The organism is Thermobifida alba, assembly GCF_023208015.1.
In the GTDB taxonomy this organism is placed as follows: domain Bacteria; phylum Actinomycetota; class Actinomycetes; order Streptosporangiales; family Streptosporangiaceae; genus Thermobifida; species Thermobifida alba.
In genome coordinates this window covers 3,714,683-3,740,262 of sequence record NZ_CP051627.1, presented here as the reverse complement: position 1 = coordinate 3,740,262, position 25,580 = coordinate 3,714,683, and the positions used below count along the sequence as shown (strand labels likewise).

28 protein-coding genes, 1 pseudogene and 1 riboswitch are annotated in these 25,580 nt (G+C 71.0%); of the genes and pseudogenes, 18 read left to right on the top strand and 11 right to left on the bottom strand.

Annotated elements, in window-relative coordinates:
* The first annotated feature begins 142 nt into the window (after positions 1-142).
* The 4 genes from FOF52_RS16600 (at position 143) to FOF52_RS16585 (ending at position 2,398) form a co-directional block, all read left to right on the top strand.
* Entirely contained in the window at positions 143-619 is a 477-nt protein-coding gene (locus tag FOF52_RS16600) for a fluoride efflux transporter FluC (protein WP_248590850.1), read from the top strand.
* Entirely contained in the window at positions 616-978 is a 363-nt protein-coding gene (locus FOF52_RS16595; RefSeq protein WP_248590849.1) for a fluoride efflux transporter FluC, read from the top strand. The genes FOF52_RS16600 and FOF52_RS16595 overlap by 4 nt, the downstream gene beginning before the upstream one ends.
* Before the next feature lie 49 nt (positions 979-1,027).
* A complete protein-coding gene (locus FOF52_RS16590; RefSeq protein WP_248590848.1) occupies positions 1,028-1,549 on the top strand; it encodes a MarR family winged helix-turn-helix transcriptional regulator in 522 nt (173 codons plus the stop codon).
* Positions 1,550-1,750: 201 nt separating this feature from the next.
* Positions 1,751-2,398 (top strand): NADPH-dependent F420 reductase, encoded by a 648-nt coding sequence (locus FOF52_RS16585; protein WP_248590847.1) that lies wholly within the window; start codon positions 1,751-1,753, stop codon positions 2,396-2,398.
* A gap of 194 nt (positions 2,399-2,592) precedes the next feature.
* On the opposite strand, the gene FOF52_RS16580 is transcribed toward FOF52_RS16585, so the two are convergent.
* The 3 genes from FOF52_RS16580 to FOF52_RS16570 all read right to left on the bottom strand — a co-directional run bounded on the left by FOF52_RS16580 (position 2,593) and on the right by FOF52_RS16570 (position 4,974).
* A complete protein-coding gene (locus tag FOF52_RS16580; protein ID WP_248590846.1) occupies positions 2,593-2,994 on the bottom strand; it encodes a GlcG/HbpS family heme-binding protein in 402 nt (133 codons plus the stop codon).
* 11 nt (positions 2,995-3,005) lie between these two features.
* Positions 3,006-4,148 carry a glutathione-independent formaldehyde dehydrogenase gene (locus FOF52_RS16575; protein ID WP_248590845.1) on the bottom strand — a complete coding sequence of 381 codons (1,143 nt, stop codon included), beginning with the start codon at positions 4,146-4,148 and terminating at the stop codon, positions 3,006-3,008.
* 70 nt (positions 4,149-4,218) lie between these two features.
* Entirely contained in the window at positions 4,219-4,974 is a 756-nt protein-coding gene (locus FOF52_RS16570) for a DUF4389 domain-containing protein (RefSeq protein ID WP_248590844.1), read from the bottom strand.
* A 185-nt stretch (positions 4,975-5,159) separates the two neighbouring features.
* Here FOF52_RS16570 and FOF52_RS16565 point away from each other — a divergent pair, with 185 nt between their 5' ends.
* From FOF52_RS16565 to FOF52_RS16555, 3 genes are all read left to right on the top strand, one after another.
* Positions 5,160-5,444 carry an SHOCT domain-containing protein gene (locus FOF52_RS16565; protein ID WP_248590843.1) on the top strand — a complete coding sequence of 95 codons (285 nt, stop codon included), beginning with the start codon at positions 5,160-5,162 and terminating at the stop codon, positions 5,442-5,444.
* Between the two features lie 86 nt (positions 5,445-5,530).
* The gene (locus FOF52_RS16560) at positions 5,531-6,043 is read left to right on the top strand and encodes a flavodoxin domain-containing protein (protein WP_248590842.1); all 513 of its coding nucleotides are present in this window, start codon (positions 5,531-5,533) and stop codon (positions 6,041-6,043) included.
* Positions 6,044-6,164: 121 nt separating this feature from the next.
* The gene (locus tag FOF52_RS16555; protein WP_248590841.1) at positions 6,165-6,671 is read left to right on the top strand and encodes a hypothetical protein; all 507 of its coding nucleotides are present in this window, start codon (positions 6,165-6,167) and stop codon (positions 6,669-6,671) included.
* Here the strand turns inward: FOF52_RS16555 and FOF52_RS16550 are convergent.
* The gene (locus tag FOF52_RS16550; protein ID WP_248590840.1) at positions 6,654-7,130 is read right to left on the bottom strand and encodes an NUDIX hydrolase; all 477 of its coding nucleotides are present in this window, start codon (positions 7,128-7,130) and stop codon (positions 6,654-6,656) included. The two genes, FOF52_RS16555 and FOF52_RS16550, sit on opposite strands and share 18 nt — an antisense overlap.
* Before the next feature lie 236 nt (positions 7,131-7,366).
* Here FOF52_RS16550 and FOF52_RS16545 point away from each other — a divergent pair, with 236 nt between their 5' ends.
* Positions 7,367-8,791 (top strand): glycoside hydrolase family 10 protein, encoded by a 1,425-nt coding sequence (locus FOF52_RS16545; RefSeq protein ID WP_282573584.1) that lies wholly within the window; start codon positions 7,367-7,369, stop codon positions 8,789-8,791.
* 75 nt (positions 8,792-8,866) lie between these two features.
* Here FOF52_RS16545 and FOF52_RS16535 read toward each other — a convergent pair.
* A pseudogene (locus FOF52_RS16535) lies at positions 8,867-9,327 on the bottom strand (YbhB/YbcL family Raf kinase inhibitor-like protein).
* Between the two features lie 190 nt (positions 9,328-9,517).
* Positions 9,518-9,889: a hypothetical protein gene (locus FOF52_RS16530; RefSeq protein ID WP_248590839.1), complete on the bottom strand. Its 372-nt coding sequence runs from the start codon at positions 9,887-9,889 to the stop codon at positions 9,518-9,520.
* A gap of 448 nt (positions 9,890-10,337) precedes the next feature.
* Between FOF52_RS16530 and FOF52_RS16525 the strand changes: the two genes are divergently transcribed.
* A complete protein-coding gene (locus tag FOF52_RS16525; protein ID WP_248590838.1) occupies positions 10,338-10,550 on the top strand; it encodes a hypothetical protein in 213 nt (70 codons plus the stop codon).
* Here the strand turns inward: FOF52_RS16525 and FOF52_RS16520 are convergent.
* Positions 10,526-11,176 (bottom strand): dihydrofolate reductase family protein, encoded by a 651-nt coding sequence (locus tag FOF52_RS16520; RefSeq protein ID WP_248590837.1) that lies wholly within the window; start codon positions 11,174-11,176, stop codon positions 10,526-10,528. The two genes, FOF52_RS16525 and FOF52_RS16520, sit on opposite strands and share 25 nt — an antisense overlap.
* Before the next feature lie 183 nt (positions 11,177-11,359).
* On the opposite strand from FOF52_RS16520, the gene FOF52_RS16515 reads away from it, so the two are divergent.
* The gene (locus tag FOF52_RS16515; protein ID WP_248590836.1) at positions 11,360-11,836 is read left to right on the top strand and encodes an NUDIX hydrolase; all 477 of its coding nucleotides are present in this window, start codon (positions 11,360-11,362) and stop codon (positions 11,834-11,836) included.
* Between the two features lie 22 nt (positions 11,837-11,858).
* Here the strand turns inward: FOF52_RS16515 and FOF52_RS16510 are convergent, their stop codons facing one another.
* The 4 genes from FOF52_RS16510 to FOF52_RS16495 form a co-directional block, all read right to left on the bottom strand.
* Positions 11,859-13,112 carry an RNA polymerase sigma factor gene (locus FOF52_RS16510; RefSeq protein ID WP_248590835.1) on the bottom strand — a complete coding sequence of 418 codons (1,254 nt, stop codon included), beginning with the start codon at positions 13,110-13,112 and terminating at the stop codon, positions 11,859-11,861.
* The gene (locus FOF52_RS16505; RefSeq protein WP_248590834.1) at positions 13,109-13,531 is read right to left on the bottom strand and encodes a YciI family protein; all 423 of its coding nucleotides are present in this window, start codon (positions 13,529-13,531) and stop codon (positions 13,109-13,111) included. Before FOF52_RS16505 ends, FOF52_RS16510 begins: the two co-directional genes overlap by 4 nt.
* Before the next feature lie 236 nt (positions 13,532-13,767).
* The gene (metE, locus tag FOF52_RS16500) at positions 13,768-16,086 is read right to left on the bottom strand and encodes a 5-methyltetrahydropteroyltriglutamate--homocysteine S-methyltransferase (protein WP_248590833.1); all 2,319 of its coding nucleotides are present in this window, start codon (positions 16,084-16,086) and stop codon (positions 13,768-13,770) included.
* Between the two features lie 151 nt (positions 16,087-16,237).
* A riboswitch (cobalamin riboswitch) is annotated at positions 16,238-16,458 on the bottom strand.
* Between the two features lie 714 nt (positions 16,459-17,172).
* Entirely contained in the window at positions 17,173-17,640 is a 468-nt protein-coding gene (locus tag FOF52_RS16495; protein WP_341849690.1) for an NUDIX hydrolase, read from the bottom strand.
* 18 nt (positions 17,641-17,658) lie between these two features.
* Here FOF52_RS16495 and FOF52_RS16490 point away from each other — a divergent pair, with 18 nt between their 5' ends.
* The 8 genes from FOF52_RS16490 (at position 17,659) to FOF52_RS16455 (ending at position 25,534) form a co-directional block, all read left to right on the top strand.
* Positions 17,659-18,438, top strand: a complete 780-nt coding sequence (locus tag FOF52_RS16490) for a GntR family transcriptional regulator (protein WP_068758650.1) — start codon at positions 17,659-17,661, stop codon at positions 18,436-18,438.
* Positions 18,439-18,873: 435 nt separating this feature from the next.
* Positions 18,874-19,251 (top strand): hypothetical protein, encoded by a 378-nt coding sequence (locus tag FOF52_RS16485; RefSeq protein ID WP_068758651.1) that lies wholly within the window; start codon positions 18,874-18,876, stop codon positions 19,249-19,251.
* Positions 19,252-19,348: 97 nt separating this feature from the next.
* On the top strand, positions 19,349-20,089 hold the full coding sequence (locus FOF52_RS16480) for a GntR family transcriptional regulator (RefSeq protein ID WP_248590831.1): 741 nt from the start codon (positions 19,349-19,351) through the stop codon (positions 20,087-20,089).
* 122 nt (positions 20,090-20,211) lie between these two features.
* The gene (locus FOF52_RS16475; RefSeq protein ID WP_068758653.1) at positions 20,212-20,613 is read left to right on the top strand and encodes a plasmid replication, integration and excision activator; all 402 of its coding nucleotides are present in this window, start codon (positions 20,212-20,214) and stop codon (positions 20,611-20,613) included.
* A gap of 115 nt (positions 20,614-20,728) precedes the next feature.
* Positions 20,729-20,983, top strand: coding sequence for a hypothetical protein (locus FOF52_RS16470; protein ID WP_068758654.1), 255 nt, complete (start codon positions 20,729-20,731; stop codon positions 20,981-20,983).
* Positions 20,983-22,464 (top strand): FtsK/SpoIIIE domain-containing protein, encoded by a 1,482-nt coding sequence (locus tag FOF52_RS16465; protein WP_248590830.1) that lies wholly within the window; start codon positions 20,983-20,985, stop codon positions 22,462-22,464. Before FOF52_RS16470 ends, FOF52_RS16465 begins: the two co-directional genes overlap by 1 nt.
* Entirely contained in the window at positions 22,465-24,153 is a 1,689-nt protein-coding gene (locus FOF52_RS16460) for a replication initiator (RefSeq protein ID WP_248590829.1), read from the top strand.
* Positions 24,134-25,534, top strand: a complete 1,401-nt coding sequence (locus FOF52_RS16455) for a tyrosine-type recombinase/integrase (protein WP_341849840.1) — start codon at positions 24,134-24,136, stop codon at positions 25,532-25,534. The genes FOF52_RS16460 and FOF52_RS16455 overlap by 20 nt, the downstream gene beginning before the upstream one ends.
* Positions 25,535-25,580: the final 46 nt, after the last annotated feature.

Sequence of the window (25,580 nt, the reverse complement as noted above, 5' to 3'; positions counted from 1 at the left end):
TCCGGGACGTGGCGTGCGCCCCCGGACGTCACTGATGTTGACGAGTCAACTTTATTCGATCTGGATGATGTATCAACCTGTTTGCGGGGATGGGTCGGTGCGGCGGTACCCTCGCCGGGGAGATCCGCCGGAGGGGAGCCGCATGGCCGACCGGAACAGCCCCGCCCTGGACGGGACCGCCCCCTCCGGGCCGCGCGGGAGCGGGGAGCGCCGCTGGCCGGTACTGGCCACCGTGGCCGCGGGCGGCGTGCTGGGCGCGCTGGCCCGCCACGCCCTCCTCGCCGCGTCGCCGCAGCGCCCCGACTCGGTGGACTGGACGGTGGTCCTGGTCAACATGGTCGGGTGCGCGCTGATCGGCGTGCTCATGGAGGTCCTCGAACGCCGACCGGGAAGCCACCCGCTGCTCCGCCCCTTTCTCGGTACGGGAGTGCTGGGCGGCTACACCACCTTCTCCGCCTCCGTCACCGACGCCGCAGCCGCCCTCGCCGCCCACCGGCCGGAGGTCGCGCTGCTGGCCCTGGCCGCCAACCTGGCCGGTGCGCTGGCCGCGGCGGGGGCCGCGAGCGCCGCCACCGCGGCCGTGCTCGACCGGGTCGCCGCCCGGCGGGAGGCGACGTGACGGTGCTGCTGGTCGCGGCGGGCGCGGCCGTCGGAGCGCCGCTGCGCCACCTCCTCGACCGCGCCGTCCAGGCCCGCCACGGCACGGCGTTCCCCTGGGGCACGTGGTGCGTCAACACCCTCGGCTGCCTGCTCGCCGGCGCTCTGACCGCGCTGCCGCTGCCCGCACCGGCCGTGGCGCTGCTCAGCAGCGGCCTGTGCGGCGCACTGACCACCTACTCCACCTTCAGCTACGAGACGCTGCGGCTGCTGCGCGGTGGGGACCGGCGCCGCGCCCTGCTCAACGCCGGCGCGAACCTCGCCGCGGGCCCGGGCGCGGCGCTGCTCGGCGCGGCCGCGGCCGACTGGTTCACCGGATAGCGCCGACTGCCTCCCGGAAACTGGATGATCCGTCAACTATTCTGGGGACATGGGCGACAGCTCCCCCCTCGATCCGCGTGAACTCCGTGCCTGGACCGGCTACCAGCGCATGAGCTCCGCGCTCCAGGCGCGCCTGGAGCAGCGCCTCCACCGGCACGCCGGACTGTCCTGGGCCGACTACGAGGTGCTGTTCGCCCTCCACGCCAGCCCCGGGGGCCGACTGCGGGCCCTGGACCTGCGCTGCGCCCTGGGCTGGGAGAAGAGCCGCCTGTCCCACCAGGTTCGCCGTATGGCGCAGCGGGGACTGCTGTGCCGCGAACCCAACCCCGCCGACGCCCGCAGCGCCGTGGTCTGCCTGCTGGACCGGGGGCGCCGGGCCATCGAGCAGGCCGCGCCCGAGTACACCGCTCAGCTGCGCGCCGAGTTCCTCGACCTGCTCACCCCCGCCCAGCTCGACGCGCTCGCCGAGATCAGCGAGACCGTGCTCGCCCACCTGGCGCGCGACGAGGAGGACCTCGCCGACCGGATCGGTGGGCCGGCAGCGGACGGTACCCGCGCCGTCGGCCGCTGACCGGTCGGCGGGACCGGTGCCCCTTCGCCCGGACTCCGGCGGCCGCCGGCCCACCGCACCCGTCCGGCGTGGGGGACGGGCCCGTTACCGGAGCGCATTCCCGGGTAGTCGGGGATCACGAGCCACGCGGCTCCCGCTCCACCGTGCCGGTGCCGCGGGCCGCGGACCACACTCTTTCCACCGCTTCCGAAGAAGGTCACCATGACCGGCATCACGATCATCGGCACCGGCAGCATGGGCCGGGCGATCGGCACCCGCGCCGTCGCGGCGGGCAGCCGGATCCAGATCCTCGACCGGGACCGGACCAAGGCGCGCGAACTCGCCGAGCAGTTGGGCGGGGACATCCTCACCGGAACCGTCGGTGACACCCCCGACGGGGACATCGTCGTGCTCGCCCTGCCCTTCGAGGCCGCCAAGGAGGTCGTCGTCTCCTACGGGGACGCCCTGTCCGGGCGGACCGTGGTGGACATCACCAACCCCGTCGACGTCTCGACCTTCGACTCGCTGGTCGTACCGCCGGACACCTCCGCAGCCGAGACCATCGCCGGCCTCGCCGCCGACGGCGCTGCCGTGGTCAAGGCGTTCAACACGACGTTCGCCGCGACCCTGGCCGAGGGGAAGGTCGCGGGCCAGCCGCTGGACGTCTTCATCGCGGGCGACTCCGCCGGCGCCAGGAAGGCGGTCGCGGACCTGGTGAACGCCATGGGGCTGCACCCCATCGACGTGGGACCGCTGCGCCGCGCCCGCGAACTGGAGGGGTTCCAGTTCCTGATGATGACGCTCCAGGCCGACCCGGCGAAGCAGGACTTCAACTGGAACACCGGGGTGAAGATCCTCACCCCGGCCTGACCCCGGGCCCGCGGCGGGCGGGACGCCCCGGGCGTCCGCTGCTCGCGTGCGGCGCGGTGGCGGCGACCTGCGGCGTCATCCGACGCAACACCGCGGTCGCCACCACCCGCGACGAGTGAGCCCGCGGGAAGGACCGGAGCAGCCCCGGGGCGGCACCGCCCCGGGGTCCGCTGTTCCGCGTTCCGCGCGGCGCCTCACCCGAAGGCCGCGGCCGCCGCCTCGGCCACCGCCTGGTCCTGCTCCCCGGTGCCGCCGCTCACGCCGACCGCGCCCACGACCACGCCGTCCCGCCGCAGCGGGACCCCGCCCGCGAAGACCATCACCCGGCCGCCGTTGGACACGTGGATGCCGAAGAACTGCCCGCCGCTCTGCGAGTGCTCGGCCAGGTCCTTCGTGGCGATGTCGAACGCCCGCGACGTGTACGCCTTGTTGATCGAGACGTCGATGCTGCCGATCCACGCCCCGTCCATCCGGACGTGCGCGACCAGGTTGCCGCCCGCGTCCGCCACCGCGATGTTCATCGGCTGGCCGATCTCGGCGGCCTTGGCCTCGCCCGCCTCGATGACCCTGCGGGCCTGCGCCAGTGTCACGCTCACGGCACTCCTCCTCAGTCGCCCTGGCGGGGCTTGAGCAGGACCTTGGTCCAGCCCTCCTCCCGCTTGTCGAACCGCTGGTAGGCCTCCGGTGCCCGCTGGAGCGGGACCCGGTGGGAGACCACGAAGCTCGGAGTGGCCCGCCCCGCGATGATCATGTCGCGCAACTGCCGGTTGTAGGCCTTGACGTTGGCCTGGCCGGTGCCCATCCGCAGGCCCTTCTCGAAGAGCTTGCCCATCGCGAACAGCAGGTCGCCCCGCTTCGCGCTGTCCGACGGGGCCCCCGGGTCCTGGGTGACGTACAGTCCCACCACCCCGAGCATCCCGGTGGGGCGCACCGCGTCGACGAGCGTGTTGAGCACCATCGCGGGCTGCTCCTCCCCTTCGGGCACGGTCGCCTGGTAGCCGACCGCGTCGATGCCCTTGTCGGCGCCCTCGCCGCCGGTGTGCTCCCTGATCTGTATCGCGGCGTCCCCCTCGGTGTAGTCGATCGGGACCGCGCCGATCTGCTCGGCCAGCGCCAGGCGGCTGGGCACCCGGTCCACCACGAACACCCGGGAGGCGCCGCGCAGCAGCGCCGAGTAGGCGGCCATCAGGCCCACCGGTCCCGCGCCGAACACGCACACCGTCTCCCCCGTGCCGACCTGCGCCAGTTCGGTGGCGTGGTAGCCGGTGGGGAAGATGTCGGCGAGCAGCGCGAAGTCGTCCTCGTGCTCGTCCCCCGGGGGCAGCTTCAGGCAGTTGAAGTCCGCGAACGGCACCCTCAGGTACTCGGCCTGCCCGCCCGGGTAGGGGCCCATGGACACGTAGCCGTACGCGCCGCCCGCGAAGTCCGGGTTCACGGTCAGGCAGAACCCGGTCTTGCCCGCCAGGCAGTTCTTGCAGAACCCGCACGCCACGTTGAACGGCAGCACCACCCGGTCGCCCGGGCGGATGCCCACGACGCCCGAGCCGACCTCCTCGACGATGCCCATGTTCTCGTGCCCGAACACCATGCCGGGGGAGGCGCCGGTGCGCCCCTCGTACATGTGCAGGTCGGAACCGCAGATCGCCGCCGTGGTGATCCGGACGACGACGTCGGTGGGCGCCTCGATCCGCGGGTCGTCCACCTCCTCGACGGCCACGCTGTAGGGCTCCTTGTAGACGACCGCTTTCACCGCTCCTCCTCGTGTGTCACTGTCGGAGTGCGGTCCGGCTACCCGCGACCCCTGCCGCGTATGCCCTGGATCACATGGTCGGTCCGGTCTGCTGCGGACCGGTGGACGAGGTCGGATCGGGGCCGCCCTGGTCGAGCCGGAACGGCGGATAGTGGTCGGTCATCAGCGTCGCGTAGGCGACCACCCGCAGCCCCCAGCGGTGCAGGCCGAGCAGGAAGTCGAAGAGGCCGCGCGGGTAGCCGCCGGTGAACAGCAGCGCGATCGCCGCGAACAGCACCAGCAGGCTCATCAGACTGGGCGGTCCGACCTGCGTCATCCACTGGCTGCCCTCCATCGCGGTCCGGGCGCCCTCGTGGGTTCCGCCCGACCCGCCGTACGTCCGCATACCGCTGGAGGCGAAGGCCGACACCAGCAGGTAGTGCGGGATCGCCAGCAGCCACCACTTCACCAGGACCAGGCCCCGCGACAGCTGCTGCGGATAGTCCACGTCCAGCCGCGCCGGATAGTCCACGTCCGCCGAGAGGGAGAACGGCGGGTAGCGGTCGGTGCCCAGCACCCCGTAGGCGTAGAAGGTGACCCGCCAACTCCACCGCAGCACCCCGACGTTGAAGTCGAAGAGGCCGCGCGGGTAGCGGCCGGTGAACAGGATCGCGAAGAACGCGACCACGGTCAGCACGGCGAACGCGATCCACAGGAAGAACAGCACGACGTAGTGCGGGATCGCCAGCAGCCACTTGACCAGCCACAGCCAGCGGCTCACCCCCGGGTCGAGGGTGCCGCTGACGTGGAGCGGGTAGTGCCGGGTAGGAACTGCGGACTCGGACACCTCGGCCACCTCCTCGGGTTCGTGCCGTACGCCCGCGACTACCCGAGACCGCCCGCGACTACCCGGCCGCCCGCGGCGATCCGCCCCGCCCCGGACGGTCCGTGCCCTAGGTCCGCGGGGCACGGGTCCTTCGACCCGGTGAACCCGTCCCGTCCGGGCAGCAGAGACCACGAGGGCCGAAGGGGATGATCGGGATGCACTGGGAGTACGGCTACGGAATGGGCGGCTGGGCCGCCGTGTCCATGACGGTCACCGTGATCCTGTTCTGGCTGCTGCTCATCGCGGCCATCGTCGCCCTGCTCCGCTCGATCACCAGGGGGGAGCGGTTCCGCACCGGCCGGGGAGGCGCCCGGTCCAGCGCCGCCGAGCAGGCCCTGGCGGAGCGGTTCGCCCGCGGTGAGATCGACGAGGAGGAGTACCGGCGGCGCCTGGACGTCCTGCGGTCGCTCGGCCGCGGTGATCTCTCCTGACCTGCGATGACGCCCCGAGAATCCCGGTCTCCGAGGCCCCGGGGCGGGTAGGGGAGGGGAACGGACGGCTTCGAGGAGGTGCCGGAATGCTGGTGATGATCGGGTACGCGAGCGAGCACGGCTCCACGGAGGGAATCGCGCGGCGCCTGGGCGACCGGCTCCGCGCCCACGGCCACAGCATCGACGTCCGCCCGCTGGACCGGCCCGTGGAGGCGCTCGGCCTCTACGACGTGTTCGTGCTCGGCAGCGCGGTCCACGGGGGCTCCTGGCTCAGGGAGGCCGCCGACTTCGCGCACCGCGAGACGGACACCCTGGCGCGGCGGCCCGTCTGGCTGTTCAGCGTGGGCCTGGCCCGGGTCCTCGGCGGAAGGTTCGCGCAGGCGGGGGAGGTGCCGAAGGGGGTTCCCGAGATCATGCGGGCCCTCGGCGCCCGCGAGCACCGGCTGTTCGCCGGAGCCATCCGCCCCGGGCACCTTCCGCTGTTCGGCCGGTTCGTCTACCGGGCGATGGGCGGACGCTACGGCGACTTCCGCGACTGGGCGGAGGTCGAGGAGTGGGCCGAGGAGATCGCCGCGCAGTTGACCATGGTCACGCGCTGACCGGAGGGCTCCGGACCGGCCCGGCGCCCGCGCGCACGCGGCCGCCGGGGAACGCGCCGGACGCGCCCGGGGCCGCGGAAAACGCCGTGACCTCCGGGGAGTCCGCGGTTAGGGTGCGGGCATGGACGCCTTCCGCCCTCCGACGCTGCCCGGACCGGTCCCCGTCGTCTACGCCGAACAGATCCGGCAGACCTGCGGGGGCTCCCAGTTCGCGGTGGTCTGGGCGGGGTTCGAGCCGCTGCCCGACGACGCGGCCGAGGACTTCCGGTTCACCGACGCGGTTCCGGGGCCGTGCCAGATCGTCGACGAGCCGCTGCCGCCGGAATTCGCGGCCGCGTTCCGCGACGGGGTGCGCCGGTCCCTGGTCGAGGAGGGCGGCGGACGGTTGGCGTTCCGCGTCCACGTCGTGCTGCGGGACGCGGTCTGGCACCTGGTCGACTCCTCCGAGGCCGCGTTCGGGGTCGTGGGCGGGCTCGCCGCGCGCGAGGCGCTGCGCTGCCTGGCGGAGGGGCGGGAGCCGCGTCCGGTCGGGGTTCGCCCCGGAGTGACCCGCAGGTGGCGGATGCGGGCCCCGGACGGCGAGGCGGCCGGGGCAGGCCGAACGGCGCGGTCAGGGCCGTCCCGGTGACCGCTGCGGGACGGCGGACCGCGGTTCGTCGAACAGCCGTCCCAGCAGCGCGCCCTGGCCCGACTGGAGGACGTGGCCCTGCGCCAGGGGAATCCAGAAGCACTCCAGTTCGGTGGGCGGGCGTGTGCCGTCGTGGAGTTCGCGGCTGCGCCAGCGGTGGGGGACCGGGCCGTCCACGGAGAGGTGGAAGACGTGGCGGCGCTGGAGTTCGAACCGGTACGGGCTGATGTCGTAGTCGGTCTTCCCGAGTCTGCGGACCACGGTGAAGGCGTCCAGACCGGTCTCCTCCCGCGCTTCGCGCAGCGCGGCGGCCTCGGGCGGCTCGCCGGGGCGGACGGTTCCGGCGGGGACCTGCACGCCGACCTCCTCGGGGGAGGCGCCGACGTGGCGGAACACGAGGAGTCCACCGTCGCGGACGACGTAGCAGAGGGCCTTGACGACGAGGGGGAGGTCCGGCACGTCTTCTCTTCTTCCGGCTCGGGGGCGTGGACCGGTGGCGGCTCCGCGGCCCACGATTGTCGCGGAGGACCGGGGGTTCCGGTTGCGGAAGGTGATCGGGGCATCGCTCAGGGGTGGTGGTCGGCGCCACTGTGGCCCCATACTGGGGGAGGCGGGTGCGTCACTCGGAGTGAGTGTCGGCCCCGCCTGTCTGGGAGCGCTCCCAGAATGTTGTTCATCCCTGAAGGAGTGAAGTGGTGCGCACCTCCCCCACAACCGGACGGTCTCTGCTGTCCCGGGCCGCCGCGATCCTCGCCGCAGCGGCAGCCGGGGCAGCTCTGATCACCGCCCCCGCCCACGCCCTCGACCCCCTGCCCGGCACGCTGCGCGGGGCAGCGGCACTCAGCGGCCGGTTCGCCGGCCTCGGCGCCACAGCCGAAGGACTGAGCACGGAATACCCCCAGATCGCGGCGAGGGAGTTCAGCAGTATCACCCCCGGCAACGAGATGAAGTGGGGCTCCCTGGAGCCCACCCGGGGAAACTACAACTGGGGTCCGGCCGACAGCATGGTCGCCTTCGCCCAGCAGCACCGCCAGGAGGTCCACGGCCACACCCTCGTCTGGCACCACCAGCTCCCCTACTGGGTGGAGAACACCGACTTCGCCCCCGGTGAACTGCTGGACGAGATGCGCCGCCACATCACCACCACCGTCGGCCGCTACGCCGGGGACATCGCCCGTTGGGACGTGGTCAACGAACCGTTCAACGAGGACGGCAGCCTGCGGGACTCGATCTTCCACCGCGAGATCGGCCCCGACTACATCGCGGAGGCCCTGCGCGCCGCCCACGCCGCCGACCCCGACGCGAAGCTCTACATCAACGACTACAACGTCGAGGGCCTCAACGCGAAGAGCGACGCCCTGTACCGCCTCGCCGGCGACCTGCTGGACCAGGGCGTGCCGCTGCACGGGGTCGGCCTGCAGAGCCACCTCATCGTCGGCCAGGTGCCCGCCGACATGGCACAGAACATGCAGCGCTTCGTGGACCTGGGCCTGGAGGTGGCCGTCACCGAACTGGACGTGCGCATCCCCCTGCCCGCCGACGAGAACGAACTCGCCCAGCAGGCCGAGGACTACGCGGCCGTCGCCGCGGCCTGCATGAGCGTGAACGGCTGCGTGGGCGTCACGGTCTGGGGGGTGAGCAACTGCTGCTCGTGGATCCCCGACACCTTCCCCGGCTACGGCCACGCCCACCTGTGGGACGAGGACTACCAGCCCACCGGTGCCTACTACGCCCTCCTCAAGGCCCTCGGCGGCGCCGGAGCCCCCGGCGGTCCCGGCGGTCCCGGTGGCCCCGACACGCCCGGCTCCGACTGCACGGTCGACTACCGGGTGACCAGTGTCTGGGACCAGGGAGCGGTCGTGCAGGTGATCGTGGTCCCGTCCGAGCCCCTCAACGGGTGGGCCGTGGAGTTCACGCTGGCCGCCGGAACGCGGGTCGCCCAGTACTGGAACACCGACCTCGCTCTGGGCCAGGACGGCCGGGTGACGGCCCGGAACCTCGGCTGGAACGGCACGGTCGCCGCGAACAGCCCGCTGGACTTCGGCTTCGTGACCGACGGCAACAACCCCGTGCCGACGTCGGACATCCTCCTCAACGGCATCGCCTGCAGCCCCGCCTGACGTCGTCGCCCCGGGAACACGGCAGGACGCCGGAGCCGGTCCGGGAGGCCCCGGACCGGCTCCGGGCCCGACCGGTCAGGCCGAGTAGGTTCCCACGACCCGGTTCTGCTCGATGACGTGGTCGCCGTAGGAGGTGAGGAACTCCTCCAGCGTGGGCTCGCCGGCGACCCGGGTGTCGAGCGCGTACACCCAGAAGTAGTAGTGGTGGACGCCGTGGCCCGCGGGGGGCGCGGCCCCGTGTAGGCGCGCTCGCCCGCGCTGTTCGGCCCCGTCCGGTAGGCGGCCTCCCCGCCGGGACCGCCGACGGTCCGGGCGGCCGGATCGATCCCGTAGACGGTCCAGTGCACGAAGCCGCGCGGCAGCGGCGCGTCCGGGTCGTACATGGCCACCGCGAGTTCGACCGTGCCCTCCGGGACCCCGGAGATCTCCAGTTCGGGAACGGCGTTGTCGTGGTAGGCGGTGAAGCGGTCCGGAATCCGCTCGCCCGGCCCGAAGTCGCGGGCCCTGATGGTCAGATCCCTGATGGTCAACGGCATTCCGTCCTCCAGGTCGCGTGCTGCCGGTGCGGGAAGGGGCGGACCGGTCCGGTCCGTGCGGCCGCGCGGGCCTGCTCCCCGCTGACTCCCCGGTCCGCCGGTGTCCGGCTCTCCCCGTCGGGGGCTACCCGCGGACCGCGCGGTGACGCACCGGGCGGCGGGGAGCGGGCGGAGCGGGGATGGCGCGGTGTCAGTTCCCCAGGACGTCCAGACCCGGCAGGTCGGGAAGGCCGACGCCCGCGTCGTGGAGCCGGATGACCGCGCGGTCGTCCGCGACGGCGAGCACGGCGACGGCGATGCCGTTGAGGACGATGGACGGCCGGTCCCCGAACGGCGCCCCGGTGGTTCCCGACACCACGCTGCTGCCGTTGCCGCCGTACCCGGTGAGGGTCACCGTGCCCGGGGTGACCTTCTCGACCACGATCCGGTCCAACCCGTGCGGGCCCGTCACGGAGAACTCGTCGCCCTCGGCGACCTCGACCTCGCAAGCGGCGTCGGCACAGGCGGCCAGGTCGGTGCCGTCGGCCGCCGGGGGCAGGCCCGGCGCGGAGCCGGCGGACACGTTCCCGCCTGGGGACCGCTGGTCCCCGGAGGGGCCCGCGAGGGCGGCGCAACCGCAGAGAAGAACGGCCGCGGCGCAGGTCACGGCGGTGGGGCGGAGGAGGCGGCCACGGAAGAGAGCGGTCATGAGCACGTCCGGGGACTCGGCCGTACACCCCGCGGCAACGGGCGGGGCACACGGCGGCGGTTCCGTCACGGACGGACCCTTCCCCGGGTGTTCTCCGACCACGCCCGCGCTTCCCGAGCGGACGTGTCCGGAAGGCCGTTCGGGGGATGATGTCACGGTTGTCCGGCGGGCGTTCCCCGGAAACGGTCCGTCCCCGTCGGCTCTTCCGTCCTGTCCGCACGCCCCCGGCGGGGAAGCGCCGCGCGGGACGGGGCCTCCCCGAACGCTCCGGGGCGCCGCGGCGTCCAAGCGGGAAAGGCGGTCGTCCCCGGGAGGGAAGCGGATGGCGTCCTCGGAGAAACCGGAGCGGAGGGTCTGCCCCGCGTGCGGGCGGGGACGGCTCGCCCGCGTGGTGTACGGCAGGACCGCCCCCACCGGCGAGCTGAAACGGGCCCTGGAAGAGGGAGAGGCGGTCCTGGGCGGCTGCGTCCCCGGGGCGGCACGGTGGCGGTGCCCCGAGTGCGACGCGGCCTACCCCGAACTCCCCGCACGGTGAACCGCTTCGGCCGCGCGGCCGCGGGACTCCCGCCCCTCCGGGGCCGCCGGCTGGTAGACGGTGACGACCACCCCGGCGCCGGTCACCGTGGAGTCGACCAGCCGCAGCTCGGCCGGGGGCGTCCCGGTCTCCGGGAACAGCCGGCGTCCCGACCCCAGAACCAGCGGGTGGACCAGCAGGACCAGTTCGTCGACGAGCCCGCGGGCCATGAGGGAGCGGACCAGGACGCCGCTGCCGAACACGACCAGGTTCTCGGGCGTCTCCTGCCTGAGGGCGGCCACCGCCCGTGCCGTGTCGCCCCCGAGCAGGAGGGAGTTCCGCCAGGGCAGCGGCTCGTGCAGCGTGGTGGAGGCCACATACTTGGTGACGCGGTCGAGCGCCTCGGTGAACGGGTTGGGCGCCTGCCTGGGCCAGTAGTCGGCGAAGCGCTGGTAGGTGACCCGCCCGGCCAGCAGGGACCACGCGTCCGACATGCGGGCGCCCATCGCCTGCTGCACCGCCGGATCCTGGACCCGGCTCGCCCAGCCGCCGTGGACGAAGCCGTCCCGGCGGTCCTCCTCCGGGTGGCCCGGAGCCTGCATCACCCCGTCGAGCGTCAGGTGCTCGATCACGACGACCCTGCCCATGACTCCTCCCGGTGCACGGCCTGTCCGAGCCCTCTTCCCCGAGGCGCTGCGGCCACACGGGCGGCAGGCGCCGGATCGGCAACGGAGCCGCATCGTTGTGCCGGACCTCCGCCCGGCGGCCGGCGTCCGGTGGGATCGTCGTAGCCCGGACACCTGTCACAGCCCCAGCAGGAGGAGGAACACGTGGCCCGCCGCATCGACTACCTCAACGACCCCGACGCGCCGCAGGCCAACAGCCTCGTGCCGTCGGTCAACGTCGCCGTCCGAGACGAGGAGGGGCGGCTGCTGCTGATCCGCCGCAGCGACAACGGCAACTGGGCGCTGCCCGGCGGGGCCATGGACCTGGGGGAGCGGCTGGCCGAGGCCGGGGTGCGCGAAACCCTGGAGGAGACCGGGATCCGCTGCGAGATCACCGGGCTCGTCGGCATCTACACCGATCCGGGCCACGTCATCCACTACACCAGCAACGACGAGGTCCGCCAGGAGTTCTCCGTCGTGCTGGCCGCCCGGCCCGTCGCGGGCGAACCGACCCCCAGCAGCGAGTCCACCCGGGTCCTCTGGGTGGAGCCGGACCAGGTCGACCGGTACCGGATCCATCCGTCCATGCGGCTGCGCATCACCCACGCCCTGGCGGACCGCGGCACCCCCCACATCGGCTGACGCCCACGGGCGGCACCGGTCCTCACAGCGCCTCGGCCTTCGCCAGCAGCACCGCCCGTTCACGTTCGTTGGCCGCCAACTCCGCCGCGGAGAGCAGTTCGGCGCGCGCCTCGTCGGTGCGGCCCAGTCGGGCCAGCAGTTCGCCGCGCACACTCGGCAGCAGGTGGGAGCCCTGGAGCGCCTTCTCGTCGGCGAGTCGGTCGACGAGTCGCAGCGCGTCCGCGGGGCCCGCGGCCATCGACACCGCGACCGCGCGGTTGAGTTCCACCACCGGGCTGGGCGCGATCCGCCCCAGCGCCTCGTACAGCAGCACGATCGTGGACCAGTCGGTCTCCGCCACGCTGGGCGCCACCGCGTGGCACTCGGCGATGGCCGCCTGCAGCCCGTACGGCCCCAGGCCCCGGCCGGTGGCCGCGGCCCGCCGCAACGCGGCCCGGCCGCGGGCGATCTGCGCGTGGTCCCACCGGGTGCGGTCCTGGTCGGCCAGCAGGATCGGGGAACCGTCGGGGCGGAGGCGCGCCGCGAACCGGGACGCCTGCAACTCCATGAGGGCGACCAGTCCGTGCACCTCCGGCTCCCGGGGCAGCAGACCGGCGAGGACACGCCCCAACCGGAGCGCCTCGTTCGCGAGGTCCGCGCGAATCCAGCGGTCCCCCGACGTCGCCGCGTACCCCTCGGTGAAGACGAGGTAGACCACGCCGAGGACCGCGCCCAGCCGCTCACCCCACTCGTTCGGATCCGGTGCCTCGAACCTCACCCGGGCGGCCGCCAGGGTCTTCTTCGCCCGGGTGATGCGCGCCTGGACGGTGGCGACCGGCACGAGCAGCATCCGGGCGATCTCGGCCGTGGTGAGACCCCCGACGACCCGGAGGGTCAACACGATCTGCGCCTGACGCGACAGCGCCGGGTGGCACGCCGTGAACACCAGTCGCAGCATGTCGTCGTCGATCGGCTGCCACTCGTCCTCGCCGGTCTCGTCGAGGTCGCGGGCGATCGCGCGGTACCGCTCGTCGAGGCGTTCGCGGCGCCGCCAGACGTCGACGGCGCGGCGCTTGGCCACGGCCGTGAGCCAGGCGCCCGCATTGCGCGGAACGCCCTGCTCCGGCCACGACTGAAGCGCCTCGACGACCGCTTCCTGCGCCAGTTCTTCGGCGAGGCCGACGTCGCCGGTCATCCGGGCCAGTGCGGCGACCACGCGCGCCCCCTCGATCCGCCAGACGGCTTCGATGGTGCGGTGCGGGTCTGCCGCCCGGGTAGGCTCGGTCGTCCCGGTCACCGGGTGCTGAGTTCCTGGCGCCACCCGGCTTCCTTCTTGATGTACTCGTTGTCGGCGTAGTCGGCGAAGTCCTCCATCTCGTTGACCCGCCGCACCTCCAGCTTGGTGCCGGGGCCCAGCGGGGCGCGCTTCGCCCACTCCACGGCCTCCTCCCGGCTGGCAGCCTGGATGATCCAGAAGCCGTTGAACAGCTCGTGGGTCTCGCCGTAGGGCCCGTCGGTGACCAGGGGCTCCTCGGCGTCGAAGTCGACGACGGCCCCCTCGGCCGCGTCGGCCAGGCCCTCCCCGGCCAGCAGCACGCCCGCCTTGACCATCGCCTCGTTGTAGGCGCCCATCTCGTTGATGACCTCTTCGAAGTCCCGCTCCTTGGACGCCTGCACGGCCTCGTCGGTGGCGCGCATGATGAGCATGTACTTCATCGTCTCTCCCGGTGTCGGGGGAACCGCTGTCCGTGTCCCTCTACCCCCTGCGTCGAACGGGCACCGCCCCGATCGACACCGGTCGAGAAATTTTTCCGCGATCCCACCGGTCCGTGCGTTCATGCGTGACCGCCGCCGGCCGGAGGCCCCGGGCGGTGACCGGGCAGCGGACCGTCGGGAGCGGTGCCCGGGGCCGGACCTTCCGAAGTCCGGCCCCGGGCACCGCGGTCATGCCGTCACGGTCGTGCCGACGGGGAGCGGACCTCCCGGGCCGCCGTCACCAGGTTCTCCAGCGAGGCGCGGACCTCCGGCCAGTCCCGCGTCTTCAGGCCGCAGTCCGGGTTGACCCACAGTCGTTCGGCGGGGAGCGCCTCCAGGCCCCTGCGCAGCAGAGCCGCCATCTCGGCGGTGTCCGGCACCCGCGGGGAGTGGATGTCGTACACCCCGGGACCGGCCTCGCGCGGGTAGCCGTACGAGGCGAGCTCGTCGGCGATCCGCATGTGGGAGCGGGCCGCCTCCAGGCTGATGACGTCGGCGTCCAGGGCGTCGATGGCTTCGACGACGTCGCCGAACTCGGCGTAGCACATGTGGGTGTGGATCTGGGTGTCGGGGCGGACCGCGCTGGTAGCGATCCGGAACGCCTCGGTGGCCCAGGCGAGGTAGGCCGGACGGTCGGCGCCGCGCAGCGGCAGTGCCTCCCGCAGCGCGGGTTCGTCGACCTGGATCACCGCGGCGCCCGCCGCTTCCAGGTCGGCGACCTCGTCCCGCAGGGCCAGCGCGACCTGGCGGGCGGTCTCCGCGAGCGGCTGGTCGTCGCGGACGAAGGACCAGGCGAGCATCGTCACCGGTCCGGTGAGCATGCCCTTGACCGGGCGGTCGGTGAGCGACTGGGCGTACGTCGTCCAGCGCACGGTCATCGGAGCGCTGCGGGAGACGTCGCCGACGAGGATCGGCGGGCGGACGTAGCGGGTGCCGTACGACTGGACCCAGCCGTGCTGGGTGGTCAGGTAGCCGGTGAGCTGCTCGGCGAAGTACTGCACCATGTCGTTGCGTTCGGGTTCGCCGTGCACCAGGACGTCCAGTCCGACCTCCTCCTGGAAGGCGACCACCGCGCGGATCTCGTCGGCGATGCGCTGCTCGTAGGCCGCCGTGTCGATCCGCCCGGCCCGCAGGTCCGCCCGCGCGGAGCGCAGTTCGGCGGTCTGCGGGAAGGAGCCGATCGTGGTCGTGGGCAGCGGCGGCAGCTTCAGGCGGTCGCGCTGGGCCGCGGCCCGTTCGGGGTACGGCTGGGTGCGGCGCGCGGTGGCTTCGGTGACAGCGGCACAGCGGGCGCGGACGGCTGGATCGCGGGTGACGGGTGAGGCCGCACGGGAGGCCAGATGGGCGCGGTTGGCGGCGAGTTCCCCGGCGACGGCTCCGGTGCCGTGGGACAGGCCCCGGGCCAGGACGACGACCTCTCTGGTCTTCTGCCGGGCGAAGGCCAGCCAGCGGGCGATCTGCGGGTCGATGCCGTGCTCCGCCGAGACGTCGAGCGGGACGTGCAGCAGGGAGCAGGAGGCGGCCACGTCCACCCGGTCGGCCAGACCGAGGAGCGTGGCCAGCGTGGCCAGCGACTTCTCCAGGTTGTCGACCCACACGTTGCGGCCGTCGACGACGCCCGCGACCAGGCGTTTGCCGGGCAGTCCGCCGATCGCGGCGAGGCCGTCGAGGTTGGCTGCCGCGGGGCCGGTGAAGTCCACGGCCAGGCCCTCTACCGGGGAGGCGGCGAGGACCGGAAGCGCCTCCCCGAGCCGGTCGAAGTACGAGGCGACCAGCAGTTTCGGCCGGTCGGAGAGTTCGCCCAGCATGCGGTAGGCTGCCGCGGCGGCGTCCAGTTCGGCCGGGGACCGGTCCTGGACGAGGGCGGGCTCGTCCAGTTGCACCCACTCGGCGCCCGCGGCCCGCAGGTCGGCGAGCACCTCCGCGTAGACGGGAAGCAGCCGGTCCAGGAGGCTCAGCGGGGCGAAGCCCGCGGCGACGTCCGGCCCGGGCTTGGCGAGGAGCAGGTAGGTGACCGGGCCGACCAGGACGGGACGGGCGGTGAGCCCCAACTCCCGGGCCTCGGCGAATTCGGCGACCTGCCGGGTGGAATCAGCGGTGAAGACCGTGTCGGGGCCCAGTTCCGGCACCAGGTAGTGGTAGTTGGTGTCGAACCACTTGGTCATCTCCAGCGGTGCCGCGTCCTGGCTGCCCCGGGCCATCGCGAAGTAGCCGTCCAGCGGGTCGGCGGCCACGGCGGCGCGGTGGCGCCGGGGGACCGCACCGACCATGACGGTGGTGTCCAGCACGTGGTCGTAGTACGAGAAGTCGCCGGTGGGGACCTCGTGGACACCGGCTTCGGCCAGTTGCCGCCAGTTGGCGCGGCGGATCTCCGCTGCGGTGCGGTGGAGCGCACCGGCGGTGACACGGCCCGCCCAGTAGCCTTCGACCGCCCTCTTCAGTTCCCGGTTCGGCCCCTGGCGGGGGTAGCCGTACACGGTGGCGCGTGCCGCCGCTGCCGTGGCCTTGGCTGTCACAGCACTCTCCTTCGCGAGCTGCTCTCGGCGGCGACCCCGGGACGGGGGAGGCACGAAGGAAAGGTCTGCGGGGCGGACGTACGGGGGTACGTCCTCCGCTCGTGTGTACGCCGACCCGCCCTCGGAGTCACCGAAACTTCCGCACACGGCGGTCCGTGCGCGGGCAGTGGCAGGTCTTCGGACTTGCGGGCACACCTCGTGGTACGAGGCGCCTACTGGCCGTCGCTTCCCAGACCCGTTTCCCCGGGCCCAGTGCGTGTGACGGCGGTCGTTCCCGCTCACCGCTGCGGGGCAGTCCCGGAATCCCACCGGGTTCCCTCTTGCGACGCTCCTGTCTGGCGGACAGGGCGAACCACCGCGGCCCCCAGCCTAGGGGGTCGGTGCGGGGCCGGTGCACGCTGGTCCGATGATCTTGTCCTCAGTGCCATCGGGGAAGCCGAAAAGGGCACCAGGGACAAGATCACCGTGCGCTTCCTGTCCCGCACCCACGACAAAGGCCCTGTCGCTGCGTTCCCGCAGGTCAGGGCCTTGATCTTGCTGGTCTCAGCTGGCGCACTCGGAGGGACTCGAACCCCCAACCTTCTGATCCGTAGTCGTGTGCGGGATGTCCGTGGAGGTCCAGAAACGGTGTCTGAGCTGGGTGGACGCCTTTCAGGGAGGGCGATGATTCCGGAGCTGTCCAGCCCTGTTCGGAGCCGTTGTTAGCAGCCGTGTTAGCACGGGGGCGGCGACGCTACGGGATCGGGTCAGCCCTGCGCCACCCGGGATTTCGGCAACCACAGCGGCGGGCGACCACGGTCCTCGGTCGTGGTGCTCGATCGCGCCGGAGTCCTCAGCCACAGACAGGCAGAGTCGCGCGATCGAGTGCCACGGGAACCGAGGACGTCAGGAACCACGGCTCGGTGACTACGGCCGGTGGGCGGTCGCCTGCGGCAAGCGGAATCAGGAGCCGTCTGGGGGTGGCCCCGGACCGGGCGGCAGCCCGCAGCCGGGGCCACCCCCAGACGCCGCGACGGCGCGCAGCGCCGTCGCCTTGATCCCATACAGCCAGATTCGGCAGTCGATGCCGGAAGGCGAAGTCTCTGACTAGCGTGCTCGGTGGAGGTGTTTGCCGTCGTGGGCGCGGACGTGGGGTGCGTCGCTGTCCAGGGCGTCGAGGAGGCGGACCGAGTAGACCTCGGTCATCCGTTCCTTCACTTCTTCGGGGGTGAGCCAGGCGACGGCGGTCGACTCCGAGGAAGGGTGCTCCCGGCCTCCGGAGGGGTGGCAGCGGAAGACCAGGGCGACGATTCCGCGAGCCATGTTCTTGTAGACGCCGGTCAGGCGGTCCACTTTCACCAGGACGCCAGTCTCTTCCCGCACTTCGCGGACGACGCCGTCCTCGGGGGTCTCGTCCAGCTCCAGGACGCCGCCGGGAAGTTCCCACGTTCCGTTGTCCCGGCGGCGGATGGCCAGAAACCGCCCGTCGTCTCGGATGACGGCTCCCGCCACTGACACTGAATGCAGCGGCGTTGACGGGGCCTCTCCGGTGCTGTTACCCATGTACAGGAGCATAGGAGGTACCCAAGGACTATGGCGAGCACAGTAGGGGCAAGGTCGGCGAAGCCGATGTACCTCCAGATCGCTGACGACATCGAGGAGCAGATCAAGTCCGACCGTCTGGCTCCGGGTGAGGAGATCCCCAGCGAGGCGGCGCTGATGGAGCGTTACGGCGTCTCCTCGGGAACGGTCCGCAAGGCCGTCGCAGAACTGCGCACGGCTGGCCTGGTGGTGACCTACCAGGGCAAGGGCTCGTTTGTGAAGTCGCGTCCTCCGGTGACACGCAAGTCCTCGGATCGCTTCCGGCGTTCGCACCGGCGGGCCGGCAAGGCCGCCTACATCGCGGAGACCGAACAGGCGGGAGTGAAGCCCACAGTCCAGGTGCTCTCGATCGGTCCGGTTCCTGCTCCACAGGAGATCGCCGACCGCCTGGGTGTGGAGGAAGGGGCCAAGGTACTGGCCCGGCGCCGCCTGTACTTCAGTGACGGGACCCCGACCGAGGAAGCGACGTCGTATCTGCCGTGGGACGTGGCTCGGGACATCCCCGAGCTGTTCGAGGAGAATCCGGGTGGCGGCGGTATCTACGCGCGACTGGAGGACCACGGGCACGAGTTCGCGGAGTACACCGAGACCATTCGAGCGCGTATCGCGACCAAGCAGGAGGCGACCGCGCTGAGACTGAGTCCCGGCTCCCCGGTCATCCACCTCACCCGCAACGCGGTGACCACGACAGGACGCGTGGTGGAGGTCTGCGACACGATCATGGCAGCTGATCAGTTCGTGCTCGACTACCGGATTCCTGCGACGGACTAACCGGCGGGTTCTCTTCTCCTTCCCCTCAGGAGGATTGACTTATGTACATAGGTGGGGCACCCTTGTCCATGCAACTCATGTACATGAGTAGATGAGCTCATCTCATGTTGATGAGCTGCTTTCTGGGTTTGCTGGTGTGGTGGTGCCCTCGATCCCTTGGCAAAGGGCACCACCACAGTCCCCCGAGGAGCAATTCCGTGACTGCCTCCGCTCCGCAACACTGCCGGGCCTGCCGGGGTCGTGGCTGGAAGACCGTCCGCCCTCGACGACTGGTCGTCGTACGTTCGTCCACCACCCGCAAGCCGTTGACGCGCGTCGTCTCTTGCTCCGCGTGTCGAGGAAAGGGTGTGTTGCGGTGACGGGGATCGCCCAACTTCCTCAGTCGTGACCAGGTATGGGCCTCAGAGCCAAGACCGGAGTTGTCGGGGGGAATGAATGCGTCCAGGGGAAGCGCGGGTTCGTGTCGTCGCTGAGGACTGGCGATCCATCACCTACGAGGCGGAGTTCACCCAGTCGAACGGTGAACGTGTGGTCAGGCGTTATCAGTGCGCCTTGCCCAAGGCCATAGCCTTACGACGGCTCAGGGCGACCTACATCGTGGGCTTGTGGCACGAAGTCGACGGAGCGTCGTGCTACCACGTCCGCCAGGTTGTCTCTCCGATCCTGTCGTCTGGTGACGAAGCAGCACGTGATGATGCGGTGCTGGTCGCTCGTGCCTTGGTCGACATGGAACGGCGCGCGACCTGCGGGGCTACTGTGGACAGTCTGCAGGTCTACACGGTGGAACGCGCGGTGGACTGGCAAGCCCTCTGACGCTTGTCGAGGCACAGAGTCATAAACGCGAGTGGGTTAGATCAACTTGGATCAAGTTCGCAGGTAAACTTGACCAAACGAGCGATGGACCAACCGGATGGTCAACATGTCAGGTCTGGAGTTTACGCCTCCTAAATACGCGCAGATCGTCCGAACGCTCCAAGAGCGGATCGAAGACGGTACCTACCCGGTGGGCGAGAAGCTGCCCTCCGAGACGCGTTTGGTGCGTGAGTTCGGCGCGGGTCGGTCTACGGTTGTTCGTGCTCTCCAGATCCTCAGCATGCAGGGATGGATCGAACGCGAACACGGGCGCGGTTCGTTCGTCAAGGGCGTTCCTCACCAGGCTGTCGAACGTTCGCATGCCGGGGCGAGTGCCTTTGAAGCTCCGGAGAACTCCAAGAGCGACCAGATCGTCTGTGCGGGACGGATGTCCGTTCCCGCGACCATCGCTGAGACGATCGGCCTACCCGAGAACGCTCCGGCGATCATGCGGCGGCGCTTGGTGCTCGTCGACGACGAACCAAGCGAGTTGGTGACGCTGTGGTTTCCTCTGGACGTGGCAGAAGGAACGGACCTTGGGGACCCCACCCCGATCAGCATCGGTGCCCGTGAACACATCCAGCGTGTCAAGCAACTCCGTCCTTCACTGGTCTTCGAGCGGCTCAGCGCACGACTGGCCACCGATGAGGAGAATGAACTCCTCGGACTCGAAAAGGGGACCCCAGTGCTCGGGATCGTCGCGCGGATAGTGGACACCTCGGGAGAAGTGCTTGCCGTCGCCGAAGTAGTTCTCCCCGGTGACCTGCATGAACTGGAAGACTCCTACTCGGCTGTGTAGGGGCCAGGGAAGCTCGATCACTTAGCCACTTGTTTGGTCAAGTTGGGCGGGCTATCCTGGCTTCAACTTAGTCAAACAAGTGGCTAAGTGATCGAGTGGATGTCCTGGAGAGGTGCTGCTAGATGGCGATTCAGGGTGCGTTGCCGGTGGAGTTCGGGACGGTGTTTCCGCATGGGGCGTTCGCGTTGGGGGTGGAGGCGGTGACGAACTTCGAGACCAAGCGGCCGGAGGTGGACCGGGAGACCGGGTTGCCGTTGTGGGCGGTGGAGGTGATCGACGCCGACCCCAACGCGCGGGGCAAGGCCAAGTCGGTGAAGGTCAAGGTGGCGGCCGAGGTCTGCCCGACCCTGCCCGATGAGGTGGCGGGGCTGCCGTTCCGGCCGGTGGAGTTCGAGGGCATGTCGGTCATGCCCTACGTGGACGACAACGGGCGCCGGCCTCGGGTGGCCTACTCGCTGCGGGCGCGCGGCCTGAAGGCTCCCGGCGCTGGTGCGCGCCGTGGTGCGGCCAAGGACGCCGCCTAGCTCCTGACAAGCAAGCGGGGCGGCCTGGTGCTGCAACACCGAGCCGCCCCTTCAACCCCTCCGTATTTCCGTTCGGCTTGCCAACCGATGAACCACAGAAGAGGTGTGTCTGATTATGGCTGACCAGCCGCCTCCCGTCTCACCCCGGGAGATCTCCGAGTTCCTGGCCCTGGTCCGTGAACGCTCCACGAACCGCGTCCCGTCGACTCCGGCCGAGGACGTGGTGTTCTTCGAGCGCAAGGCGGACCTGCTGTCCCGGATCGCCGTGCACTCCTTCGACCCTGAGGCGGTGGAGGTGGCGGCGATCGCCCGGGCCCAGCTCGACGCGGCCCGCTCCCGCCTGGCCGACTCGGCGGGGGGTGGGTGCTGATGTGGTGGTCTCCTCGCCCGGCCGCCCAGCAGGTGTCGGTGACGACTCCGGTTCCGGCGCAGGCGTTCCGGTTCGCCACGCCGGTGCTGCCCACGCCGGTGGCGTTGATCGTGGCCCGCTGGCTGGCCCGCGCCTTGGTGCTGGTGGTGGGGCTGCCGTTCCGCTTCCCCATCGCCACGGTGGCGGCTGTTGTCTCGTTCCTCGTCTGGCACTGGTTCGGCTGGGTGGTCGTGGCGGTGGCTTGGTCGCTGGTGGATGTGGGGTTGTTGGTGTGGTGGCGGCGCTGGCCTTCCTCGTTTCGCCGGTGGGTGGGGCTGCGGCTGCTGGCCGCTTGGCGGTGGTGGTGGGTGTATGCCCGTCAGTGGCAGCCGGTGCTCGTGGTGGCGGGGTTGGCTGAGACCTACCAAGAGCGCCAGTACCTGCCCCGGATTCGGCGGGTGACGTGTTCGGAGTGGGCCGACCGGGTGCGCGTGCGCCTGGTGGCGGGCACGACTCCCGCGGACTTCGAGAACCGGGTTGCCGAGTTGGCGCACGGGTTCGGCGCGCCCTCCTGCCGGGTGGTGGTGCTCGGCCCGCGTGACATCGTGTGCGAGTTCCCGCGCTGGGACACCCTCGCCGCCCCCATCGACGCCCTGGACGTGCCCGAGGCGGTCGATCTGGGAGCGCTGCCGGTGGGGCTTCAGGAGGACGGCACGCTGTGGCGGCTCAGGTTGCACGGCACGCATGTGCTGGTGGTGGGGGTGACCGGCTCGGGTAAGGGCTCGGTGCTGTGGTCGGCGGTCCGTGCCATGCTTCCGGCCCTGGTGGACGGGACGGTGCAGGTGTGGGCGGTGGATCCCAAGCGGATGGAACTGTCCTACGGCCGCTCCCTGTTCGCCCGGTATGCCGACACGGGAGAAGCGGCGGTGGCCCTGCTGGAAGACGCGGTGGCCGAGATGCAGAACCGGGCCGAACGCTACGCCGGACACCGACGCTCCCACACTCCCACGACCGAGGATCCGTTCGTGGTGGTGGTGTTGGATGAGGTGGCGTTCCTGACCGCCTACCACCCCGACCGGGACGTGCGGCGTCGCGCGGAGAACGCGATCGCCACGCTCACATCCCAGGGGCGTTCGGTGGGGTTTTGCGTCCTGGTGGCGTTGCAGGATCCGCGCAAGGAGTTCATGAACCTGCGCAACCTGTTTCCCGACAAGATCGCCCTGCGCCTGGATGAGGCCGCCCAGGTCGACATGGTGCTCGGCGAAGGCGCACGCGACCGGGGCGCGAACGCGCACCTGATCGATCCGGCCCTTCCTGGGGTGGCGTTCGTCCGGCTGGAGGGCTCTCCCATGCCGGTGCGGGTGCGGGCGGCCTACGTCTGCGATGACGACATTGACGCTATGGCGGCCGTGGTCCAACGGGCCTCCTCGGCAAGTGCGGCGGTGGGGTCGGCGGATTCGATGGTGACGGCGACTCTGCGCGTGGTGGGAGAGGCCGCGTAGATGCCCACGCCGACCGGTAAGACCACCCGCGCCGAACGTCTGGCTCAGCCGTTGGCGCGGGTGGTCGCTGAACAGGTCGCTGCCGACCACGGGGTGTGCATCCGCCCGGTGGCCCTACGGCGCATCGACACCACCACCGGGGCCAGCGAGGTCATCGACGTGCCCTGCGGGTCCACGCTGGAATCCCGCTGCCCGGCCTGTGCGCGGCGCAAGCGGTCCCTGCGGCGCACTCAGTGTGAGGAGGGCTGGCACCTGGCCGAAGAACCCGTCATCACCCCCAACGAACCGACCACGGTGCAGCGGGCCTGGGTGGAACGGCGGGCGGTGGTCACGGCTGAACGCGACCGGCTGGCCGCTCGTGGCGCTGACCCCGAGGCCCTGGCCGAACTGGATGCGGCGATCGCGGACCTTGACGAAGAGATCGCCGCCTCGGGGCTGCGCGGCCGGGTCGCTCCCGCTTCCTCGGCGGCTAGGGCTCGGTCTCGGCGGGTGCGCTCCACTCGGCGGCGGCAGGATGCCCCGGAGTTGCCCAAGCGTCCGATGGTGCGCCGCACCGTGGGCCGGGCCTTCACCGACCCCGACATCGGCAGGGTGTTTCGGCCGTCGCTGTTCGTCACGCTGACCTGTGACTCCTACGGGCGGGTGCGCTCCGACGGCACACCGGTGGACCCGGCCTCCTACGACTACCGGCGGGCCGCACGCGATGCCCTGCACTTTTCCAAGCTGGTGGACCGGTTCGTGCAGAACCTCCGCCGCGTCGCGGGTTTCGAGGTGCAGTACTTCGCCACCGTGGAGCCGCAGCGGCGTCTTGCTCCGCATCTGCACATGGCGATCCGCGGCACGATCCCGCGTGCGGAGCTGCGGCAGATCGCGGCGGCCACCTACCACCAGGTGTGGTGGCCTCCGACTGATCGGGTGGTCTTCGACGGCGACCACCTTCCCGTCTGGGACGAAGCAACCAGCTCCTACCTCGACCCACAGACGGGCGAAGTCCTGCCCACCTGGGACCAAGCCCTCGACGCCCTGGACGCCGACCCCCACGCCCAACCCCTGCACGTGGTCCGCTTCGGCCCCCAAGTCGACGCCAAAGGCGTGCTTGCCGGATCCCCCGACGCCGACCGGTGCATCCGCTACCTGGCCAAGTACCTGACCAAGGACATCGCCGAATGCCACGCCGTGGAGACGGTGGCGCAGGAACAGCACGTGGACCGGTTGCTTGACGCGCTGCGGTTCGAGCCGTGTTCGCCGAGGTGTGCGAACTGGCTGCGCTACGGCATCCAACCCAAAGACGCCAAACCAGGACTGCGCCCGGGGTTTTGCACCTCCAAAGCCCACCGGCGCGAACACCTGGGCTATGCGGGTCGGCGCGTCCTGGTCTCACGCAAGTGGTCCGGCAAGACCCTGGCCGACCACAAGGCCGACCGCCTGGCCTGGGTCCTGCGCACCCTCGGCCTCGACCCCACCAACCCTGGCCACGCCCAGGAGAACACGCAACCCGCAGCCTTCCCGCTGCGCTTCCTCGGCGACGGCGACCGCATCGCCTGGGAACTGGCCCGACCCACCGACCCGGACGTGCCACCCCGCGAACACCGCCTGTTGCGGGCCGTCGGCGAGACGCTGAAACGCCGCGCAGCACTCCACGCGGCACAACAGACCACTCTTTCAGCAACTGAACAGAGGGCAGCATGACCACCCCCCACGCCTCCTCCTGACCGTTCCCGAAGCCGCGCGCGTGCTGGCGATCTCCCGAAGCAAGCTCTACGAACTGCTCGTCTCCGGGGCGGTGCGCTCGCTGCGCATCGGCGGTTCCCGCCGCATCCCCGTCTCCGCACTGGACGACTACGTCTCCGGCCTCCTCGACCAAGGAGGAGGCGGCCTGATGGGCAAGCTCCGCGACGGCGTGATGAAACGCGGCAAGACCTGGTCCTACGTCATCCGCGTCCCCGCCCCGGAAACCGGAGTGAGCAAACCCAAGTGGGTCGGCGGCTTCGCCACCGAAGACGAAGCCAAAGCCGCCCGCGACGAAGCACGGGTCAAAGCCCGACGCGGCGAATACATCGAACGCAACCAGGTCACCGTGACCGACTATCTGACCGAATGGCTGGACACGCACTCTGTGCAGATCAAGCCGAAAACGTTGCAGATGTACCGGTTCCTCGTTGATCGGTACGTCGTTCCCCGCATCGGGGAGATGCGGTTGCAAGCGGTCCGTCCGGCAACCATCACCAAGCTCTACCGAGATCTTTCGGCAAGTGGTGGGCGCGACGGCAAAGGACTGTCGCCGCGTACGGTCGAGTACGTCCATGCCGTGCTGCGCAAGGCGTTCCGCGACGCCGTGGAGATTGAACAGCTCCTCCCCAGCAACCCCGTGGAGCGGGCCAAGCGGCCTCGTAAGAAGCGTTCGGAGCCGGGGGAGGTGTGGACACCTGCCCAACTGAAGGTGTTCTTGGAAGAGGCGGCACGCAGCCACCGGCTGTGGGCGTTCTTCCACGTGGCTGCCTACACGGGGGCTCGGCGCGGGGAACTGCTGTGCCTGCGCTGGCCGGACGTCGACCTCGACTCCGCGGAGGTCCGCATCGCCCGTTCGGTCTCCGTCATCGACGGCAGGCGAGTGGAAGGCTCCACCAAGAGCGGGCGGTCCCGGGTGGTGGGCCTCGACGCGGAGACGGTGGGCGTGCTCCGTCGTCACCGTGCCGAACAGGACAGAGAACGTCAGGTCCTGGGAGAGGCGTGGAAAGGCGACCCCGACGGCTACGTGTTCACCACGGCATGGGGTGAGCCGATTCACCCCGACACGGTGTCCTCATTGATGAGGCAGTTGATCCGCAGGTACAACGAACCGGCGCAGGGACCGGGACCGGCTGAGCGGCTTCCGCCGGCACGGCTGCATGATCTCCGGCACGTCCACGCGACCACGCTGCTGCTGGCCGGGGTGCCCGTGCACCTGGTCGCTGCTCGCCTCGGGCACGCCGACCCGTCGGTGACCCTGCGGGTGTACGCGCACGTGGTCCGGGAGCAGATGGCCGCGGTGGCCGACGCCTTCGCCCAGGCGGTGCGGGAGGGCTGTTAGCAAGAGCGTTAGCACAAGGGCCGCTCCTCGATGAGGAACGGCCCTT

Excerpts from the sequence above, each read along its gene's own strand:
- FOF52_RS16480 (WP_248590831.1), top strand. The coding sequence starts at position 19,349 with ATGGTCAACATGTCAGGTCTGGAGTTTACGCCTCCTAAATACGCGCAG.
- FOF52_RS16565 (WP_248590843.1), top strand. The coding sequence starts at position 5,160 with ATGATCGGGATGCACTGGGAGTACGGCTACGGAATGGGCGGCTGGGCC.
- FOF52_RS16520 (WP_248590837.1), bottom strand. The coding sequence starts at position 11,176 with ATGGGCAGGGTCGTCGTGATCGAGCACCTGACGCTCGACGGGGTGATG.
- FOF52_RS16490 (WP_068758650.1), top strand. The coding sequence starts at position 17,659 with ATGGCGAGCACAGTAGGGGCAAGGTCGGCGAAGCCGATGTACCTCCAG.
- FOF52_RS16590 (WP_248590848.1), top strand. The coding sequence starts at position 1,028 with ATGGGCGACAGCTCCCCCCTCGATCCGCGTGAACTCCGTGCCTGGACC.
- FOF52_RS16460 (WP_248590829.1), top strand. The coding sequence starts at position 22,465 with ATGCCCACGCCGACCGGTAAGACCACCCGCGCCGAACGTCTGGCTCAG.
- FOF52_RS16525 (WP_248590838.1), top strand. The coding sequence starts at position 10,338 with ATGGCGTCCTCGGAGAAACCGGAGCGGAGGGTCTGCCCCGCGTGCGGG.
- FOF52_RS16560 (WP_248590842.1), top strand. The coding sequence starts at position 5,531 with ATGCTGGTGATGATCGGGTACGCGAGCGAGCACGGCTCCACGGAGGGA.
- FOF52_RS16485 (WP_068758651.1), top strand. The coding sequence starts at position 18,874 with ATGCGTCCAGGGGAAGCGCGGGTTCGTGTCGTCGCTGAGGACTGGCGA.
- FOF52_RS16555 (WP_248590841.1), top strand. The coding sequence starts at position 6,165 with ATGGACGCCTTCCGCCCTCCGACGCTGCCCGGACCGGTCCCCGTCGTC.
- FOF52_RS16465 (WP_248590830.1), top strand. The coding sequence starts at position 20,983 with ATGTGGTGGTCTCCTCGCCCGGCCGCCCAGCAGGTGTCGGTGACGACT.
- FOF52_RS16495 (WP_341849690.1), bottom strand. The coding sequence starts at position 17,640 with ATGCTCCTGTACATGGGTAACAGCACCGGAGAGGCCCCGTCAACGCCG.
- FOF52_RS16470 (WP_068758654.1), top strand. The coding sequence starts at position 20,729 with ATGGCTGACCAGCCGCCTCCCGTCTCACCCCGGGAGATCTCCGAGTTC.
- FOF52_RS16475 (WP_068758653.1), top strand. The coding sequence starts at position 20,212 with ATGGCGATTCAGGGTGCGTTGCCGGTGGAGTTCGGGACGGTGTTTCCG.
- FOF52_RS16600 (WP_248590850.1), top strand. The coding sequence starts at position 143 with ATGGCCGACCGGAACAGCCCCGCCCTGGACGGGACCGCCCCCTCCGGG.
- FOF52_RS16505 (WP_248590834.1), bottom strand. The coding sequence starts at position 13,531 with ATGAAGTACATGCTCATCATGCGCGCCACCGACGAGGCCGTGCAGGCG.
- FOF52_RS16585 (WP_248590847.1), top strand. The coding sequence starts at position 1,751 with ATGACCGGCATCACGATCATCGGCACCGGCAGCATGGGCCGGGCGATC.